Source organism: Mesorhizobium sp. B2-4-6, from assembly GCF_006442775.1.
GTDB lineage: Bacteria > Pseudomonadota > Alphaproteobacteria > Rhizobiales > Rhizobiaceae > Mesorhizobium.
This window is the reverse complement of the sequence record NZ_VFVI01000012.1, coordinates 1-16,508: the sequence shown is the minus strand read 5'-3', so window position 1 is coordinate 16,508 and position 16,508 is coordinate 1. Positions and strand designations below refer to the sequence as shown.

Sequence of the window (16,508 nt, the reverse complement as noted above, 5' to 3'; positions counted from 1 at the left end):
GGCGGCGCCTCAGCGCCCGGCCCATTCAATGGCGGTTTCGAGGATGGTTTTCAGCGTGGCGCGGATCGGCGCTGCGTAGGTGGCGTCGTAAGGCACCGGCCAATTTTCCGGCGAACCCCTTTCCGACGGCTCACGCATGTAACCGCGGTTGGAGAGCTCCATCTGCAGCGCGTGCACGCCATTTTCAGGCCGGCCGAAGCTTCTGGTGATCCAGCCGCCCTTGAAGCGGCCATTGACCACCCAGGTCTCGCCGGTCGCGGCGAGGATGGCGGCAACCTTTTGCTGCAGCACAGGATCGGTGCTCTTGCCGTCATTGGTGCCGAGGTTGAAGACCGGCAGCGTGCCTTCGAACAGCCGCGGCAGCACCGAGCGGATCGAATGGCAGTCGTAGAGCACGATCTTGTCGTGCATGCCGCGCAGCCGATCGATCTCGGCCTGCAGGGCGGTGTGATAAGGCTTGAAATAAGTCTCGCGGCGCTGGTCGATCTCGGCCGGCGTCGGCTCATCACCCATGCGGTAGAGCGGATCGCCGTCAAAAGTGTCCGTCGGGCAAAGGGTGGTCGTCGCCTGCCCGGGATAGAGCGAAACGCCCGACGGATCGCGGTTGACGTCGATGACGGTGCGCGAGATCGCGGTATGTACGACAGTCGCGCCGAGATCGGTCGCAAAATCATAGAGCTTGTCGATCCACCAATCGCAGTCGCGTTGGCCGAGCCACGTCGAGACCAGCCGGTTATCGAGGCCGGCAAGATCGATGCCGGTGTGCGGGATCGAGACCAACAGCGGCGCGGTGCCTTGGGTGACGGTGAGCCAGGACGGCGTTGCCATCATGCCGCTCCCGCAATCGACGGCAGCGCGACAATGCTCGCCGCCTTCACGGTGGCGCCGCTGCGCACCATGGCGATCGCCTTTTCCATATCGGGATGGAAATGGCGGTCATTGTCGAGATGCGGCACTTCGGCCCGGACCAGCTTGCGCACCGCTTCCAGTGCTTCGCTCGAGGCAAGCGGCGCGTGGAAATCGCAGCCTTGCGCGGCTGCCAGGAGCTCGATGCCGATGACGGCGGTGGCGTTCTCGATCATGCCGAGCAGCCGGCGCGCGCCGTGCGCCGCCATCGAGACATGATCTTCCTGGTTGGCCGAGGTCGGGATCGAATCGACGCTTGCCGGATAGGCCTTCTGTTTGTTTTCCGAGACAAGCGCCGCGGCCGTCACCTGCGGGATCATGAAACCCGAGTTCAGGCCGGGCTTCGGCGTCAGGAAGGCCGGCATGCCGGACAGCGCTGGATCGACCAGCATGGCGATGCGCCGTTCCGACAGCGAGCCGATCTCGCAGACGGCAAGCGCGATCATGTCGGCGGCGAAGGCCACCGGCTCGGCATGGAAATTGCCGCCCGAAAGCGCCGTGTCGTCCTCGGCGAAGATCAGTGGATTGTCGGTGACGCCATTGGCTTCGGTCTCAAGCGTGTCGGCCGCCTTGCGCAGCACGTCGAGCGCGGCGCCCATCACCTGCGGCTGGCAGCGCAGGCAGTACGGGTCCTGCACGCGCTCGTCGCCGACACGGTGCGATTCACGAATGGCGCTGCCGGCCATGAGATTGCGGAGCGCATCCGCCGTTTCGATCTGGCCGCGATGCTTTCTCAAAAGATGGATGCGCGGATCGAAAGGCGCATCGGAGCCTCGTGCCGCGTCGGTCGACAGCGCGCCGGCGACCAGCGCCGACTGGTAGAGCACCTCGGCCTCGAACAGGCTGGCCAGAGCATAGGCGGTCGAGAACTGGGTGCCGTTGAGCAGCGCAAGGCCCTCCTTGGCGCCTAATATCACCGGCTCCAGCCCATGCGAGACGAAGGCGACCTTGGCCGGGAAACGGCCATGTGGGGTAAAGCATTCGCCGACGCCGATCATCACCGCGGTCATATGCGAGAGCGGCGCAAGGTCGCCGGACGCGCCGACCGAGCCTTGCGCGGGCACGACGGGGATGACGTCGTTGGCGAGCATGGCTTCCAGCAATTCGATGGTCTGAGGCCGCACGCCGGAGGCGCCCTGCGCCAGGCTGGCGAGTTTCAGCGCCATCATCAGCCGCACAACGGCGACGGGCATCGGCTCGCCGACGCCGGCGGCATGCGAAAGCACGATGTTGCGCTGGAGGGTTTCGAGATCGTCGGCCGGGATGCGGACGCTGGCGAGCTTGCCGAAGCCGGTGTTGATGCCATAGACCGGCTCGCCCTTGGCGACGATGCGGGCGACCGCCTCGGCGCTGGCCTTGATCTTCGGCCGGCAAGCGGCGTCAAGCTTCGGCACGGCGCCGCGATAGATGGCGCGCCAGTCGGCAAGCGTCGCGTTGCCGGGCGTCAGGGTCAGTTCGGTCATTGTCCTCTCCAGATACGGGCATGGAGCGGATTGAAGCCCATGCGGTAGACGAGTTCGGCCGGGCGCTGGATGTCCCAGATGGCGAGATCGGCCGATTTGCCGGTTTCCAAAGTGCCGGTCTTGTCGAGAAGCCCCAGCGCACGCGCGGCCTCACGGGTGACGCCGGCGAGGCATTCGTCGACAGTCATGCCGAACAGCGTCGCGGCCATGTTCATGGCGAGCAGCAGCGAGGTGAGCGGCGAGGTGCCGGGATTGGAATCGGTGGCCACCGCCATCTTCACGCCTTGGCGGCGGAAGAGATCGACCGGCGGCTTCTTAGTCTCGCGGATGAAGTAGTAGGCGCCGGGCAGGATCGTCGCCACGGTGCCGGCCCTGGCCATCGCCGCGGCGCCCTCCTCGTCCGTATATTCGAGATGGTCGGCCGACAACGCGCCATAGCGGGCGGCAAGGGCCGCGCCATGCAGGTTGGAGAGTTGGTCTGCGTGCAGTTTTACGGGCAGGCCAAGTGCCTTGGCCTTGTCGAAGACGCGCGCCATCTGTTCGGGCGAAAAGGCTATGCCCTCGCAAAAACCGTCGATGGCGTCGGCGAGCTTTTCGGCGGCGACTTCCGGCAGGATCGTGCCGGAGACGAGATCGATGAAGGCGTCCTTGTCGCCTTCGGCTTCGGGCGGCAGCGCGTGGGCGGCAAGACAAGTCGTGCGGACCGTGACAGGTCGCTCGTGACCCAGCCGGCGGGCGGCGCGCAGCGACTTCTTTTCGTTCTCGAGGTCGAGGCCGTATCCCGATTTCACCTCTACGGTGGTGGCGCCTTCGGCCATCAGCGCGTCGAGACGCGGCAGCGTCTCAGCGACCAGCTCGTCCTCGCTGGCGGCGCGCAGCGACTTGACCGAGGAGACGATGCCGCCCCCAGCGCGCGCCACTTCTTCATAAGTGGCGCCGGCCAGTCGCATCTCGAACTCGTTGGCGCGGTTGCCGGCATAGACAAGATGAGTGTGGCAGTCGATCAGGCCGGGCGTGATCCAGCGGCCTTCGCAATCGACGGCCTCGGCGCCCTGCCCGGCAGCGGTCGGTATGTCGGCCTCGGGACCGACATAGACAATAAGCCCATCACGCGCGGCGACCGCGCCTTTCTCGACGATGCCGAGGCCAGCCGCGCCCCCGGCCATGGTCGCCAGGCGCGCATTGCGCCAGACCCGAAGGCCGCTCTTGTTGTTTGCTCCACCCATCATCTTTTCCGTTTGCTTGGATGACGATTATGTATATACATATAGAAAAGCGGCGCAAGTGGTAATGTCGCTCTCGCATCGAGATTCGGAGATAAAGGTGACGGCGATCTTTGCGGAACAGGCACTGCTGCCTGGCGGTTGGCAGAGCAATGTGAGGATCGCTTTCGACGGCGGCCGCATCTCGACGGTCGAGGCCGGCGCTTCCGCCCAAGCCGGCGACGAGCGCCATGCCATCATCCTGCCCAGCATGCCTAACCTGCACAGCCACGCCTTCCAGCGCGGCATGGCGGGTCTTGCCGAGCTGCGCGGCCCTTCGGCCGACAGTTTCTGGAGCTGGCGCGAGGTGATGTACCGCTTCGCGCTGTCGATGACGCCCGACCAGGTCGAGGCGGTCGCGTCACAGCTTTATGTCGAAATGCTGGAGGCCGGCTTCTCGCGCGTCGGCGAATTTCATTACCTGCATCACGACCGAGACGGACAGCCTTACGCCAATATCGCGGAGATGGCGGAGCGGATCGCCGCCGCGGCCGCCGACACCGGCATCGGGCTGACGCTGCTGCCGGTCTTCTATGCCCACTCCGCTTTCGGCGGCGCCGCACCCAACGAAGGCCAGCGGCGATTCATCAATGATGTGGAGCGTTTCGGGCGATTGCTTGAGAAAGCTCGCGAGGGCGTTCAGCCATTGGAGCAGGCTGTCGTCGGTGTCGCGCCGCACAGCCTTCGCGCCGCAACGCCGGACGAGCTCAATGCCGTCGCGGCGATGGCGCCGAACGGGCCGATCCATATCCATGTCGCCGAGCAGGTGAAGGAAGTCGAGGACTGCATCGCCTGGTCGGGCAAGCGTCCGGTCGAGTTCCTGCTCTCCAACGCCACGGTGGACGGGCGCTGGTGTCTGATCCACGCCACGCATATGACCGAGGCCGAAACGATCGCCATGGCCAAAAGCGGCGCCATCGCCGGGCTCTGCCCTATCACCGAGGCCAATCTCGGCGATGGCACGTTTGCCGCGCCGCTGTTCATCGAGCATGGCGGCCGCTTCGGCGTCGGCTCCGATTCCAATGTGCTGATCGGTCTGCCGGACGAGTTGCGGCAGCTCGAATATTCGCAGCGCCTCGCGCACCGCGCCCGCAATGTGCTGGCCCGCGCCGGCGGATCCACGGGACGCGCGCTGTTCGACGCTTCGCTCGACGGCGGCAGCCAGGCGCTCGGCGCCGGCCCGTCGCGGATTGCCGGCGGCGGCCCTGCCGATCTCGTTTCGCTTGACGCAGGCCATCCCTCACTTGCCGGCAAATCGGGCGACGCGATCCTCGACGCCTGGATCTTTGCCAATGGCAGCAAGGTCGACTGTGTCTGGATACACGGCAAGAAACAGGTCAGCGGCGGTAGGCATACGAAGCGCGACGCGGTCGCGGCGCGGTTCCGCGAAGTCATGACCGCATTGTCACAAACCTGAGCAGGACCATCCGATGAGCCTTGTCGAAACGGATGATGTCGAGGGCGGCGAGATCCTCTCGCTGCATCAGCGCATCCTGTCCGACATCCGCGAGAAAATCCTGTCAGGCGCCTGGGCGCCTGGCCACCGCATTCCGTTCGAGCACGAGCTGACGGCTCAATACAATTGCTCGCGCATGACTGTGAACAAGGCGCTGTCGCAACTCGCCAAGGCCGGATTGATAGAGCGCCGCCGCCGCTCTGGCAGCTTCGTGCGCCAGCCGCAATCGCAGGCAGCGGTGCTGGAACTGCACGACATCCGGATCGAGGTCGAGGCGCTCGGCCTGCCCTATCGCTATGAGCGGCTGGAACGCCTCAAGCGGCGCAGCAGCGCCGAGGACCGCGCGCTGCTCGGGCTTTCCGCATCAGGTCAGGTGCTTGCGCTGGAAGGTCTGCATTTTGCCGGCGAACGGCCGTTCGCGCTCGAGCAGCGGCTGATCAATCTCTCAGCCGTGGCCGAGGCCAGCGAGGAGGAATTTGCCGACATTGCGCCGGGCCCCTGGCTGATCGGCCGCGTGCCGTGGAGCGAGGCCGAGCACCGCATCCGCGCCATGGCCGCCGACGAGACAACCGCCGACGCGCTCGACATCGACCCGGCCGCGCCCTGCCTGGTGGTCGAACGCCGGACCTGGAGCGCCGAGCACCCGGTGACGCATGTGCGGTTTGTCTATCCGGCCGAGAGCCACACGCTGGTGGCGCGGTTCACGCCGTCGCAGGGATAGCGCTGTTCCCTTCTCCCCTTGCGGAAGAAGGGAAAGTCGGCGCCTTACAGCGCCGCCGTGACAATGATCTCGACCAGATACTCCGGGGTGGCGAGCTTGGCTTCGCCGGTGGCGCGGGCCGGCGTATGGCCCTGCGGCACCCACTTGTCCCATTCCGCGTTCATCTCGGCGAAGGTCTTCATGTCGTCCAGCCAGATGATCGCCTGCACGATCTTGGTCTTGTCGGTGCCGGCCTTGGCCAGCAATTCGTCGATTGTCTTCAGGATATCGCGCGTCTGCGAGGCGACGTTGCCGCCGGGCTCGCCGACCTGGCCGGCCAGATAGACGGTGTTGCCGTGGATGACGATCTGGCTCATGCGCGGGCCGACATCGATGCGACGAATGCTCATTGGAGGTTCCTTCGTTGTGGTAGTCGCTGCTCTTTAGAGTCCGGGCCGGCGCGGGGCAAGGCCGCGGACGCGAAACCAATTGAGCCAATTGTCCGGTCTCGAACGGCTCGCCTATACGGCGAGTTGACCGGTCGTGACACAATTGGGCCGATCTGGCGTGTTGACTAATGTAATAACATCACATATCGACGACGCACTCGATTTCGCGGACCGACGTCTATGACCAATGCCTGCCTGACCTTCCGCGACCTGACGCTGGGCTACAACAGCCACCCGGCCATCCATCATTTGAACGGCATCGTCCGCAAAGGCTCGCTGACCGCCGTGGTCGGCGCCAACGGTTCGGGCAAGTCGACGCTGATGAAGGGCATCGTGGGCGTGCTGAAGCCGATGGAAGGCGCGGTGGTCCGCATGCTCGGTGTGCGTACCGCCTATCTGCCGCAGCAGTCGGAGCTCGACCGCTCCTTTCCGGCGCGTGTCGTCGACCTGGTCTCGCTGGGGCTGTGGCCGAAGCGCGGCATGCTCGGCCGCTACACCAGGGAAGACCGCGACTCCGTCAGCAGGGCGCTGACGGCGGTCGGGCTCGGCGGCTTCGAGAAGCGGCCGATCGACACGCTCTCCGGCGGCCAATTGCAGCGCACGCTGTTTGCCCGCGTGCTTTTGCAAGACGCCGACCTCATCCTGCTCGACGAGCCGTTCAACGCGGTCGACGCCAAGACCGTCGGCGACCTGATTGCCCTGATCAAACGCTGGCATGGCGAGGAGCGGACGATCATGGTCGTCGTGCACGACCTCGATCTCGTGCGGCAGAATTTCCCGGAGACGCTGCTGCTTGCCCGTCAGCCGGTCGCCTGGGGCGAGACGCGGGAAACGCTGCGGCCGGAAAACCTGCTCGAGGCGCGGCGCTTCCACGAGGCGTGGGAAGAGAACGCGCCCTGGTGCGAGCCGAGCGGGCATGATCACGCCCATGACCGTGGGCACGGCCATCATGATCATGCGCATGATCACCAGCATGGCCCCAGACCGAGGACGGCGTGATGGATTTCCTCTACGGCCTGCTCATCGCGCCCTTCGCCGACTTCGCCTTCATGCAGCGGGCGCTGTTCGGCTCGCTGATGCTGTCGCTCGGCGCCTGCCCTGTGGGCGTCTTCCTGATGCTGCGGCGCATGAGCCTGTCGGGCGACGCCATGGCGCATGCCATCCTGCCGGGCGCCGCCGCCGGCTTCCTGCTTTATGGCCTCGAAATCCTGCCGATGACCGTCGGCGGACTGATCGCCGGCATCATCGTGGCGCTCGGCGCGGGCGCCGTATCACGCTTCACCATCCAGCGCGAGGACGCCTCGATGGCGGCCTTCTATCTCATCTCGCTGGCCGTCGGCGTGCTGATGGTGTCGATCCGCGGCTCCAGCGTCGACCTCATGCATGTGCTGTTCGGCACGGTGCTGGCGCTCAACAATGAGGCGCTCATCCTGATCGGCGGCATCGTGGTGGTGACGCTCGCCTGCCTCGCCGTCTTCTGGCGCGCGCTGGTCGCCGAGTGCCTCGATCCGCTGTTCCTGCGCTCGGTGAGCCGCATGGGCAGCCCGGTGCATTTCATCTTCCTCGGCCTCGTCGTGCTCAACCTCGTCGGCGGCTTCCAGGCTTTGGGCACGCTGCTCTCGGTCGGGCTGATGATGCTACCGGCCGCCGCCGCCCGCTTCTGGACGGTGCGCGTGGAGCCGATGTGCGTGCTGGCGGTACTGATAGGCTTTGCCTCCTGCATCGCCGGACTGCTTTTGTCCTATCACGCCTCGCTGCCCTCGGGCCCGGCGATCATCCTTTCGGCCGGCGTCGTCTATTTATGCTCGGTCCTGTTCGGCACGCGCGGCGTGCTGAGCGCCCGCATCGTGCATCACCGACACCGAACCGCCTGACCCCAATCCCCAAGCAAGGAGACCACCCAATGCTGAAATCCTTCCGTGTCGCGCTGACGTTGAGCGTTATAACATTAAGCGTCTTTGCAGCGCCCTCCGCCTTCGCGGCGCCGCTCAAGGTCGTGGCGAGCTTCACCGTGATTGCCGATTTTGCGAAGAATGTCGGCGGCGACCGTGTCAACATCACCACCATCGTCGGGCCGGACGGCGACGCGCATGTCTATGAGCCGAGCCCGGCGGACGCGGTTGCGATGGCTAAAGCCGACGTCGTACTGGTCAACGGCCTGCATTTCGAAGGTTTTCTGCAGCGCCTGGTCGACGCCAGCGCCACCAAGGCCTCGATCGTCACCTTGACCAAAGGCGTGACGCCGATCGACTTCAAGCCGGAATTCGCCGATGCCGACACGGCCGAAGGCGCGGACACCGGCGGCGGCAAGACCGTCACCGATCCGCACGCCTTTCAGTCGATCGCCAACGCCAAGATCTATGTGAAGAACATCGCCGAGGCGTTCTGCACGGCCGATAGCGAGGGCTGCGACAGCTACAAGGCCAATGCCGCCGCCTACACCACCAAGCTCGACGCGCTGGAAAGCGAAGTGAAGGCAGCGATCCAGTCGATCCCGGAAGCCAAGCGCGTGGTCATAACCTCGCATGACGCCTTCGGCTATTTCGAGCGCGCATACGGGCTGACCGTCCTGGCCCCGCAGGGCATCTCGACGGATTCCGAGCCGTCGGCCGCCGATGTCGCCAAGCTGGTCGAACAGGTGAAGCAGGACAAGGCGACGGCGATCTTCGTGGAAAACATCACCAATCCACGGCTGATCGAGCAGATCGCCGGCGAGACCGGCATCAAGGTCGGCGGCACGCTCTATTCGGATGCGCTGTCGGCGTCCGATGGCCCGGCGTCGACCTATATCGACATGATGCACAACAACATCACGCAGATCAAAGGCGCGATCCTGGGAAGCTGACGCGCAGCCCGGCGAAACATTCGACGCCGGCGCTGCCCCTCATCCGCCCTTCGGGCACCTTCTCCCCGTGAACGGGGAGAAGGGAAAATGCCGACGATTGGATTTTCCGGCCGACATTCTCTATTTGGCAGGGAAATCCGCTGGTACGGATTGCCGCTCCTGCCACACGGTGGCATGACTGCGGCCAAAGAGATTGCGAGGACGACACCATGGAATACCGCCAGATCAGCGACGACTATTCGGTCTCCGGCCAGATCCAGCCGCAGGACATTGCCGCCATCAAGGACGCCGGCTTCAAGAGCGTGATCTGCAACCGGCCGGACGATGAGCAGCCCGGCCAGCCTTCCGCCGGGAGCGTCCAGGCGGCGGCTGAGGCAGCCGGACTCGGCTTCCGCTATATCCCGGTGATCAGCGGCCAGATCACCATGGACAATGTCGAGGACCAGGCCGCCGCGCTCGACGAACTCGAAGGCCCGGTGTTCGCCTATTGCCGTTCAGGCGCGCGCTGCACCAACCTTTACGGGCTGATCCAGCAGCAGCGGGGGTGAAGGGCGTCGCGGCAGGCCGATCTCACAGGGGGCGCTGTCCCGCCAGCGTATCCATACCACCCAAGAACTAAATCGGCAGCGCACCGGTTTCCTTGAGCGTCTCCAGCACGATCGCCGTCTTCACGTGCTGCACGGATTCGTGCGGCAAGAGCACGCCGTTGACGAACTCGGACAATGATTTGAGGTCGGGCGTCACTACCTTCAGGATGTAATCCATCTCGCCGGTCAGCGCGTGCGCCTCCTGCACCTCCGGCAGCCGCGCCACCAGTTCGCCGAAGCGCCGCGCATTGTCTCGGTTGTGGGTGGCCAAAGTCACCGAGATGACGTTGACCAGCGAAAAGCCCAGACGATCGCGGTCGAGCACGGCACGGTAGCCCTTGATATAGCCATCATCCTCCAGCCGCAGGCGGCGGCGCGAACATTGCGAGGGCGAGAGGTTCACGCGCTCTGCCAGATCGTTGTTGGTGTATCGCGCATCATCCTGCAAAAGCGCCAATATCTTGCGGTCAAATTGGTCAATGCGCGCATCATCCATGGATTTTTCTCCAATCATGCACAATTTGCGCGCAAGATGAGCATTTCAAGCGGTTGAATGCAAGCACCGTGCGGACGCTCCGCGCTATCATCGTGAAAGTTGGCCGAGCACGGCCGCAACAGCTTTCGGAGGACTGCCATGGGCCCCTTCCCGCACGACGCCCCACCCGCCAGGATCAACAAGCAAAACCCCGCCGGCACCGACGGTTTCGAATTCGTCGAGTTCGCGCATTCGGAGCCCGAAAAACTCGCCGAGCTTTTCACCCGCATGGGCTATACGGCGGTGGCCAAGCATCGCAGCAAGGACATCACCGTCTGGCGCCAAGGCGACATCAACTATGTCGTCAATGCCGAGCCCGGCTCGCATGCGATGAAGTTCGTCGAAAAGCACGGCCCCTGCGCCGCCTCGATGGCTTGGCGCGTGGTCGATGCCCAGCATGCCTTCGACCACGCCGTGTCGAAGGGCGCCACGCCCTATGAAGGCACCGACAAGGCGTTGGACGTGCCGGCCATCGTCGGCATCGGCGGCTCGCTGCTCTATTTCATCGAGGCCTATGGCGAAAAGGGTTCGGCCTATGACGGCGAGTTCGAATGGCTGGCCGCGCGCGACCCCAAGCCCGAAGGCGTCGGCTTCTATTTCCTCGACCACCTCACCCATAATGTCTATCGCGGCAACATGGACAAATGGTGGGATTTCTACCGCGACCTGTTCGGCTTCAAGCAGATCCATTTCTTCGACATCGACGGCAAGATCACCGGCCTGGTCAGCCGCGCCATCACTTCGCCCTGCGGCAAGATCCGCATTCCGCTGAACGAGTCCAAGGACGAGACCAGCCAGATCGCCGAGTATCTGAAGAAGTATAATGGCGAGGGCATCCAGCATATCGCTGTCGGCACCGACGCCATCTACGAGGCCACCGACAAGCTCGCCGCCAACGGGCTGAAGTTCATGCCCGGCCCACCCGACACCTATTACGAGATGTCGCAGACCCGTGTGAACGGCCATGACGAGCCGATCGAGCGCATGAAGAAGCACGGCATCCTCATCGACGGCGAAGGCGTCGTCGACGGCGGCACGACCAAGATCCTGCTGCAGATCTTCTCCAAGACCGTCATCGGGCCGATCTTCTTCGAGTTCATCCAGAGGAAGGGCGACGAAGGCTTTGGCGAAGGCAACTTCCGCGCGCTGTTCGAGTCGATCGAGCAGGACCAGATCAAGCGCGGCGTGATCAAGCTGGACGGCAAGGCGGCGTAGCCAGCCGAAGGACCAAACCGCCGGCTATCCTAAAGGCCGGCGGCCTTCCGCAGAATCTCGTTTATCCGGCTCTGCCAGCCCGGTCCGCCGGCACGGAAGCGGGCGACCACATCGCTGTCGAGGCGCAGCGTGACCTGTTTCTTCGGATTGTCGAGTGCCGGCCGACCGCGCGAGCGGCGAATGCTTTCGGCAAGATATGGAAACACGTCGGCGAAGGGACTGGCATTCCGAAAATCCTCCTCGGTCCATTCGGGATTGTCCGAAACCGCATCCCAATCTTCCTTGGTGAAGCCCTTGCCTGCCTTGAATTCCTTCTCGGGCTTTGCAGCGTTCGGCTTAGCTTTCGCCATCGAACAATCTCCGTTCCGTTTGATTGGCCGGCCGCATTGAAACTATCGAGACGCCTTCAGAGCCAAGCCGGGCAAAGACTACGGCAACAACACCGCCGACCATCCGGCCAATCGCCATGAAACGGCCGGTTTTGGCCGCTCGAATCGTCGACGCAAGAAAAAACTCCTCGTCCAACGCGGCGAAATCCAAGCCGTGCTTATCGATGTTGGCCAACCGTTTCGGTTCGTCCCAAACGATCTTCATAAGAATTTATGTACCGACAATAATTAAGTCAATAATTTTCGTAACTACGATAACTCCCGAAGCATACTCGCTCGTTCACAATCTCAGCCGCTCGACCTCGTCCTTCCTCAGCTTGATGTCGTAATCGAGCAGAAACTCATCCAATTGCGGCGGCGGAACGGAAGTGCCGGAAAGCATGGCATGCACCTGGCCGCGGTGATGGATGTCGTGCAGGAAGAGATGGGCGAGGAGGTCACCGATCTTTTCGGGGATCATGCCGTCTTCGCGCCGGTCGGTGATGACGCGGCGGTCGAGATCGGCTTCGGACAAGCGATCGCAGAAGGCAATCAGCCGGCGGTCGAAGTCGGCCTGCGCCGCCGCCAGGCTCGCCGCATCGTCGAACGGAACATAGTCGTCGTAGGCTGCGGCACCACGGCCTCCATCCGTCAGGAAGTCGAGATAGAGAAGGTCGACTGCCAGGATGTGATTGAGCGTCTCCCTGATCGACGGAAAGAAGCTGGTGCGCCCGGCCTCGAGCTCACCAGGCTGAAGCGCCAGCACGGCACGAGAGAGCCGGTCGTTCGACCAGAGATTGTTGCGCGCCATGCGGCGCAGATGCTCCAGCATGGTCACCGCCTCAATGCTCCCTCACCTCTCGTATTTCTCGACCTTCTGCTCGATGGCGCCGAAGATCGAATGTCCAGCCCTGTCCTTCATCTCGATGCGCACCATGTCGCCGAAACGCAGGAAAGGCGTCTTCGGCTCACCGTTCTCGATGGTCTCGATCATGCGCAGCTCGGCGATGCAGGAATAGCCGGCGCCGCCCGCCGCAACCGGCCTGCCAGGCCCGCCATCGAGCTTGTTGGAGACGGTGCCCGAGCCGATGATGGTGCCGGCGGCGAGCGGTCGCGTCTTGGCGGCATGGGCGATCAGCGCCGGAAAATCGAAGGTCATGTCGACGCCGGCATTGGCGCGGCCGAACGGCTTGCCGTTGACATCGACCAGCAGCGCGAGATTGACCTTGCCACCATCCCAGGCATCGCCCAGTTCATCCGGCGTGACCGCGACCGGCGAGAAGGCCGAAGAGGGTTTCGATTGGAAGAAGCCAAACCCTTTTGCCAGTTCCGGCCCGGTGACGGCGCGCAGCGTGACGTCGTTGACCAGCATAATTAGGCGGATTGCCTCCTTCGCTTGTTCCAGACTGGCGCCCATCGGCACATCGTCGACGACGGCGGCGACCTCCGCCTCCAGGTCGATGCCGAAGGCTTCGTCCGCCATGCGGATCGGATCGCGCGGCGCAATGAAGGCGTCCGAGCCGCCCTGGTAGATCAGCGGATCGGTCCAGAAGCTCGCTGGCATCTCGGCGCCGCGCGCCTTCCGCACCAGCTCGACATGGTTCACATAGGCCGAACCGTCTGCCCATTGATAGGCGCGCGGCAATGGCGAATGCGCGTCATGTTCATGAAAGCGTGCCGACGGCACCGCGTTGGTCTCCAGCGATTCCGCCATCGCCGCCAGATGCGGGGCGATGCGGCGCCAGTCGTCGAGCGCCGCCTGCAGCGTCGGCACCAGGAAGGAAGCGTCGGTGAACCGCGTCAGATCGCGCGAGACCACGACCAGCTTCCCGTCGCGCGTCCCGTTCTTCAATGTGGCAAGCTTCATGCGGTTTCCTCTCCTGACGCGGCCTTCTGACCGCTTAACCCCACAACAAGGCCGTCTCGGGCAATCGTCAAGTCACCGGCCCACGATTTCCTAGCGGCGGCGACCCAGTCGGCCTCCCCGATCGCCGGATCGTCCGCCGGAATGAGGTGGTTGAGCACCAGTCGCTTCACGCCGGCGTCCCTGGCGATGTGGCCCGCCTCCTCGGCGAGGCTGTGGCTGGCGAAAAGGTGCTCTTTCAGCCGAGCGCCATTGCCCGTCCTAGCGACCAGCCTTTCCACACCTTCCTCCAGCATGGCCTCGTGGACGAGGACATCGGCCCCTTTGGCAAAATCGGCCAGCGGCGGAAAGAACGCTGTGTCGGCGGAAAACACCACGCTTCTGCCGCCATGCTCGAAACGCAGCGCGAAACAGTCGATCACCGGCGGATGGTCGACGCGCAGCGCCGTCACCGTCAGGCCACGCTCCTCCAGGACCAGCCCTTCGCCGAACTCCTCGACCGAAAGCAGGTCGCGAATATCCGGCCGGCCTTCGTCGACGATGCGGATCTCGATGTCGAACTCCATCGCCTGGCAAAAGCGCCGCCAGTAATGGCCGGTGCCGGGCGGCCCGAAGACGTTGACCGGTGTCGCCAAACCCGCCGTCCATGCGGTGTGGATCAATGGCCCGAGCTCGAGAAGATGGTCGGAATGGAGATGTGTGATGAAGATCAGGTCGAGCGCCTTGAGGCTCATGCCGGCATCGACCAGGCCGCGCGTGACGCCCAGCCCGCAATCGACGACGATATTGCGCCCGCCGATCTCCAGCAGCGACGAACTCGGCCAAGGTCCGTCCGGCCGGACCGCCGGGCCGCCCTTGGAGCCAAGCACGACCAGCCGATCCAGCTTTTCGGTACTCAAGACCAGTCGCCCTCGGGCGTACCGTTGAAGCGCTTCTTCAGGTCGGCCCAGCAGTCGATGTAGTTCTCCTGCAAGGTGCCGAGCTCGGCGGCGTAGCGCGTCAGCATTTGCGGGAATCGCGTCTCGAACATGAAGGCCATGGTGTTGTCGAGCTTGACCGGCTTCAAGTCCGCTCGCGCCGCTTTCTCGAAGCCGGAGGCGTCCGGCCCGTGCGCGAGCATCTGGTTGTGCAGGCTGATGCCGCCCGGGACAAACCCTTCCTCCTTGGCGTCGTACTGGCCGTGGATCAGGCCCATGAACTCGCTCATGATGTTGCGGTGATACCAGGGCGGCCGGAAGGTGTTTTCCGCCACCAGCCAGCGCGGCGGGAATATGACGAAGTCGACATTGGCAGTGCCCTCCTCGCCGCTCGGCGCCGTCAGAACGGTGAAGATCGACGGGTCGGGATGGTCGAACAGGATGGCGCCGACCGGCGAAAACGTCGCCAGATCATATTTGTAGGGCGCGTAGTTGCCGTGCCACGCGACGACATCGAGCGGCGAATGGCCGAGTTCGGTGACGTGGAAGGCGCCGCACCATTTGACGATCAGCCGGCACGGCGTCTCCTTCTCCTCGAACCAGGCATTGGGCGTCTTGAAGTCGCGCGGGTTGGCCAGGCAATTGGCGCCGATCGGGCCGCGGTCGGGCATGGTGAACTTGGCGCCGTAATTCTCGCAGACATAGCCGCGCGCTTCCTTGTCGGCGAGCTCGACCTTGAAGACGAGGCCGCGCGGCAGCACGGCGATCTCGCCGGGCCGAAGCTCGATCACACCCATTTCGGTGACAAAGCGCAGCGCGCCTATCTGCGGCACGACCAGCAATTCGCCGTCGGCGTTGAAGAAGTGGTCGTCCACCATCGAGCGGTTGGCGACATAGACGTGCGCGGCCATGCCTGACTGGCCGACCGCGTCGCCGGCCGTGGTGAAGGTGCGCATGCCGGAGATGAAATCCGTCGGCTCGCCGGGCATCGGCGTCGGGTTCCAGCGATACTGACCGAGTGCCAGCTCATGGTCGCCAATACTGGGCCCGGTCTTCCACAAGGGGTAACTCGCGCCCCGGAAGCGACCGGTGTGTTTCACGCTCGGGCGAATGCGGTAGAGCCAGGAGCGCTCGTTGGTGCCACGCGGCGCAGTGAAGGGCGAGCCCGACAGCTGCTCGGCATAGAGCCCGTAGGCCGGCCGCTGTGGCGAGTTGCGACCCTGCGGCAGCGAGCCGGGCAGCGTCTCGGTCTCGAAATCATTGCCGAAGCCCGGCATGTAGGAAAAGCCCATCCGATCCTCCCTGATCCCGGCTTGTCGGCCTTCGCCAAGCGAGGCTTGCCGGCGATGTTGACCAAACTGGTTTCATTTGTAACCATTGAAAATGTAACTATCAACGGCTGTGTTGTACCCCGGGAGCGCTCCATGGAACCGGATATCCTCGAGCTGGAAAGCTTCCTGCCCTACCGGCTCTACCGGCTTGCCGACACCGTCAGCCGCGAGTTCTCGCGCATCTACAAGGAGCGCCACGGTCTGACGCGGCCGGAATGGCGCACGCTTTCCGGGCTGGGTGAACGCGGAACGATGACGGCGACGGAACTCGGAGAGCAATCGGCCATGCACAAGACCAAGGTGTCGCGCGCGGTGGCGGAGCTTGAACGGCGGCGCTGGCTGACGCGCATGCCGGACGAGAAGGATCGGCGCGTCGAGCACCTGGCGCTGACCAAGGCGGGGCTCGCGGCCTATCGCGAGATGGTGCCGCTGGCGAAAGCATTTGAAAGGGAGTTGCTGGAGGATTTAAGCAAAGGCGAGCGCGCGGCAATCCGGGCGGCGTTGGCCGCTCTGGAGGGTCGTTTGGGACGAGCCTAGGTGTTTGATCCCAGGCTTTGATGGGGCATCCTTATCTTCCGAATCAAAGGATGCGCTATGGGCCAGGTTCTGC

19 protein-coding genes are annotated in these 16,508 nt (G+C 64.2%); 8 read left to right on the top strand and 11 right to left on the bottom strand.

Translation table 11 applies throughout. The annotated features are described in order from the left end of the window. Nucleotides 1-9: 9 nt before the first annotated feature. Genes hutG through hutI form a run of 3 tightly spaced genes read right to left on the bottom strand, consistent with a single transcriptional unit; the run spans nt 10 to nt 3,598 of the window. The gene (hutG, locus tag FJ957_RS24820; RefSeq protein WP_140835449.1) at nt 10-828 is read right to left on the bottom strand and encodes an N-formylglutamate deformylase; all 819 of its coding nucleotides are present in this window, start codon (nt 826-828) and stop codon (nt 10-12) included. Beyond that, complete coding sequence (gene hutH / locus FJ957_RS24815) at nt 828-2,369, bottom strand: histidine ammonia-lyase (protein WP_140835448.1); 1,542 nt, start codon at nt 2,367-2,369, stop codon at nt 828-830. Before hutH ends, hutG begins: the two co-directional genes overlap by 1 nt. After that, on the bottom strand, nt 2,366-3,598 hold the full coding sequence (gene hutI / locus FJ957_RS24810; protein WP_140835447.1) for an imidazolonepropionase: 1,233 nt from the start codon (nt 3,596-3,598) through the stop codon (nt 2,366-2,368). Before hutI ends, hutH begins: the two co-directional genes overlap by 4 nt. Before the next feature lie 94 nt (nt 3,599-3,692). On the opposite strand from hutI, the gene FJ957_RS24805 reads away from it, so the two are divergent. Both FJ957_RS24805 and hutC read left to right on the top strand, forming a co-directional pair. Beyond that, complete coding sequence (locus tag FJ957_RS24805; protein ID WP_140835446.1) at nt 3,693-5,048, top strand: formimidoylglutamate deiminase; 1,356 nt, start codon at nt 3,693-3,695, stop codon at nt 5,046-5,048. A gap of 13 nt (nt 5,049-5,061) precedes the next feature. Continuing rightward, entirely contained in the window at nt 5,062-5,808 is a 747-nt protein-coding gene (hutC, locus tag FJ957_RS24800) for a histidine utilization repressor (protein WP_140835445.1), read from the top strand. Nucleotides 5,809-5,852: 44 nt separating this feature from the next. Here hutC and FJ957_RS24795 read toward each other — a convergent pair whose 3' ends face one another. Beyond that, on the bottom strand, nt 5,853-6,197 hold the full coding sequence (locus tag FJ957_RS24795; protein WP_112098006.1) for a RidA family protein: 345 nt from the start codon (nt 6,195-6,197) through the stop codon (nt 5,853-5,855). 219 nt (nt 6,198-6,416) lie between these two features. Between FJ957_RS24795 and aztA the strand changes: the two genes are divergently transcribed. The 4 genes from aztA (at nt 6,417) to FJ957_RS24775 (ending at nt 9,629) form a co-directional block, all read left to right on the top strand. Next, nucleotides 6,417-7,235 (top strand): zinc ABC transporter ATP-binding protein AztA, encoded by an 819-nt coding sequence (aztA, locus tag FJ957_RS24790; RefSeq protein ID WP_140835444.1) that lies wholly within the window; start codon nt 6,417-6,419, stop codon nt 7,233-7,235. Then, entirely contained in the window at nt 7,235-8,110 is an 876-nt protein-coding gene (gene aztB / locus FJ957_RS24785; RefSeq protein WP_140835443.1) for a zinc ABC transporter permease AztB, read from the top strand. The genes aztA and aztB overlap by 1 nt, the downstream gene beginning before the upstream one ends. Before the next feature lie 29 nt (nt 8,111-8,139). Continuing rightward, on the top strand, nt 8,140-9,081 hold the full coding sequence (aztC, locus tag FJ957_RS24780) for a zinc ABC transporter substrate-binding protein AztC (protein ID WP_140835442.1): 942 nt from the start codon (nt 8,140-8,142) through the stop codon (nt 9,079-9,081). A 209-nt stretch (nt 9,082-9,290) separates the two neighbouring features. Further along, a complete protein-coding gene (locus FJ957_RS24775) occupies nt 9,291-9,629 on the top strand; it encodes a TIGR01244 family sulfur transferase (protein WP_140835441.1) in 339 nt (112 codons plus the stop codon). Between the two features lie 67 nt (nt 9,630-9,696). Here the strand turns inward: FJ957_RS24775 and FJ957_RS24770 are convergent, their stop codons facing one another. Then, entirely contained in the window at nt 9,697-10,164 is a 468-nt protein-coding gene (locus tag FJ957_RS24770) for an Lrp/AsnC family transcriptional regulator (RefSeq protein ID WP_140835440.1), read from the bottom strand. A gap of 138 nt (nt 10,165-10,302) precedes the next feature. On the opposite strand from FJ957_RS24770, the gene hppD reads away from it, so the two are divergent. Next, nucleotides 10,303-11,418, top strand: coding sequence for a 4-hydroxyphenylpyruvate dioxygenase (hppD, locus tag FJ957_RS24765; RefSeq protein ID WP_140835439.1), 1,116 nt, complete (start codon nt 10,303-10,305; stop codon nt 11,416-11,418). Nucleotides 11,419-11,447: 29 nt separating this feature from the next. Here the strand turns inward: hppD and FJ957_RS24760 are convergent, their stop codons facing one another. The 6 genes from FJ957_RS24760 to hmgA form a co-directional block, all read right to left on the bottom strand. Beyond that, nucleotides 11,448-11,768, bottom strand: a complete 321-nt coding sequence (locus FJ957_RS24760; protein WP_140835438.1) for a BrnA antitoxin family protein — start codon at nt 11,766-11,768, stop codon at nt 11,448-11,450. Next, nucleotides 11,755-12,012: a BrnT family toxin gene (locus tag FJ957_RS24755; RefSeq protein WP_140835437.1), complete on the bottom strand. Its 258-nt coding sequence runs from the start codon at nt 12,010-12,012 to the stop codon at nt 11,755-11,757. Before FJ957_RS24755 ends, FJ957_RS24760 begins: the two co-directional genes overlap by 14 nt. Before the next feature lie 75 nt (nt 12,013-12,087). Continuing rightward, complete coding sequence (locus FJ957_RS24750; protein WP_140835436.1) at nt 12,088-12,624, bottom strand: DinB family protein; 537 nt, start codon at nt 12,622-12,624, stop codon at nt 12,088-12,090. A gap of 15 nt (nt 12,625-12,639) precedes the next feature. Continuing rightward, a complete protein-coding gene (locus FJ957_RS24745) occupies nt 12,640-13,653 on the bottom strand; it encodes a fumarylacetoacetate hydrolase family protein (RefSeq protein ID WP_140835435.1) in 1,014 nt (337 codons plus the stop codon). Beyond that, on the bottom strand, nt 13,650-14,549 hold the full coding sequence (locus tag FJ957_RS24740; RefSeq protein WP_140835434.1) for an MBL fold metallo-hydrolase: 900 nt from the start codon (nt 14,547-14,549) through the stop codon (nt 13,650-13,652). Before FJ957_RS24740 ends, FJ957_RS24745 begins: the two co-directional genes overlap by 4 nt. After that, nucleotides 14,546-15,859 (bottom strand): homogentisate 1,2-dioxygenase, encoded by a 1,314-nt coding sequence (gene hmgA, locus FJ957_RS24735; protein WP_140835433.1) that lies wholly within the window; start codon nt 15,857-15,859, stop codon nt 14,546-14,548. The genes FJ957_RS24740 and hmgA overlap by 4 nt, the downstream gene beginning before the upstream one ends. A 132-nt stretch (nt 15,860-15,991) precedes the next feature. Between hmgA and FJ957_RS24730 the strand changes: the two genes are divergently transcribed. Then, nucleotides 15,992-16,435: a MarR family transcriptional regulator gene (locus tag FJ957_RS24730; RefSeq protein WP_140835563.1), complete on the top strand. Its 444-nt coding sequence runs from the start codon at nt 15,992-15,994 to the stop codon at nt 16,433-16,435. Nucleotides 16,436-16,508: the final 73 nt, after the last annotated feature.